Annotated in this window: 2 protein-coding genes; both read left to right on the plus strand. The window is 45.5% G+C overall.

What is annotated here, in order from left to right; all coding sequences use genetic code 11:
* Nucleotides 1-810 (plus strand): OmpA family protein (locus tag BCT81_RS12050; protein WP_241908194.1); only part of this gene is annotated, 810 nt, incomplete at its 5' end.
* Nucleotides 807-1,780: SLBB domain-containing protein (locus tag BCT81_RS12055; protein ID WP_198596884.1), on the plus strand; the 974-nt coding region annotated here is incomplete at its 3' end. The genes BCT81_RS12050 and BCT81_RS12055, both read left to right, overlap by 4 nt.

Genomic DNA, 1,780 nt, shown 5'->3' on the forward strand with positions numbered 1-1,780 from the left:
GCCCTATCTCTGTCTGTGCTAGTTCTGGGTTGCACAAGTTACCCAGAACACGGCACTGGCGGACTGGCCGAGAGTTATGATTCGATGAACTATCAGAATTCTGACTTCTCTCCGGTTATGCCTGACGAACCGTTAGGTCCAGAGCATGGCTTACGTTTTGATTGGCAACTTGCTAAATTGCATTTGGATGCGCTGATTCAAGAAGGCGCGCGTTGGTGCTTCCCCGCTGCGGTTGTCCAAGCCATCGAGAAGCAAAATCGCATCGCTCGTGAGCTTCAAGGAGGCCTACTTCTAGATGCGGCTAACGATTTGGTTATCCAAAGAAAACGCCTAAACGAACTTGAGCTTCAACTTGACTATGTAACTTCACAAGCGCGTTGTGAACCTCCAAAGAACGAAAACCAATTCCGTATGCAGTTGTCGATAATCCAACAACTGTACGATTTACTTAATGTCGACAATCAATTCGCACACGACTCTATCGAAGTGAACCCTAAATACATGGGTAAGCTTGCCGAGGCGTCTTACATCTTAAAAGACAACAAGTCTCTAGAGCTAATAGTGACAGGCCATGCAGATGCAACAGGCTCAGAAGAGTACAACGACAAACTAGCCCTAGGCCGAGCGAAGCAAGTTGAGCGCTACCTCACTATATTTGGTTTAAGCCCTACCCGTATCAAAGCCGTTTCAGTTGGTGAAACCGTACCACTGCTTGAAGGCGAATCTGAAGGTACACGCTTAACAAACCGTCGAGTAAGTATCGAAGTTATCTCACCAAAAAATGCGGCTAAGATGGGAGGTGCACTATGAAATCATTAATCACCTTATTCGTGATGTTCGCATTAAGCTTTTCAGCATTCTTACAAGCGAACGACGAGTTTTCTGATGCCGTTCAAGTTGGTGATCTTATCCAAGTTAATGTTCCTGGTGAAACCACATTAAATAAAGGTTTCCAAGTTGATAAGCGTGGTCGAATTACTCTGCCTGAGGTTGGCGCCGTATTTGTTGCAGGTTACGACAAACAGCAGTTAAATAAAGTGGTTCTAGAGGCTTTAGCAACCGCTTATAAAGACCTATCCAACGCCTCTGTGTATGTGAAAGAGCAACAAATTATCATTTACGTTCAAGGTTATGTTCAACAACCGGGCGAATACACACTAGCTTTGGGTTCTAGTGTTCAAATGGCGCTTTATGCGGCGGGCGGACTACGTGCTGGTGCTCAATTGGACAAGTTAATCTTAAAGCGTGGCGCAGAACGTAAAGAGTTCAACTACAAACGTTTTTTAGACTCTGGTGATGAAGCTAACCTACCAAAACTTCAATCCCTAGACTCCCTATTTGTCCCTGCTTCACCACTGGTTGGTAATATTGAACAAGAATTTGATCCTGCTAAGCTTGCCAACTCGGGTGACAGCGCGGATTCAAGAAGTTCAATTAAAGTCTTCGGTGAGGTCAACGCACCTGGTTCATTCACTTATAAAGAAAATACCGATCTCGTTGATGTCTTAATGCGCTCTGGCGGCGTAACTCGCTACGCCAGTGTCGAACAAATCCGCGTCATCTCAAACAATACTCCAACGCTATTCAACCTTAAGCGCTACCTTGATTCTGGCGACGAAAGTCTACTGCCAGTGCTACGCCCAGGCTCAACCATTTTTGTGCCAAAACAGGAAGAAGAGATTAAATCCGGTGCGAACATGGTTTATGTAATGGGCGAAGTGGCAGCACCTGGTGCCTTTGAAGGAAAAAAAGGCGCGACCTTCATGGATATCTTGGCTAA

Origin of the sequence: Vibrio sp. 10N.261.52.A1 (assembly GCF_002876325.1) — a bacterium.
Lineage (GTDB): Bacteria > Pseudomonadota > Gammaproteobacteria > Enterobacterales > Vibrionaceae > Vibrio > Vibrio chagasii.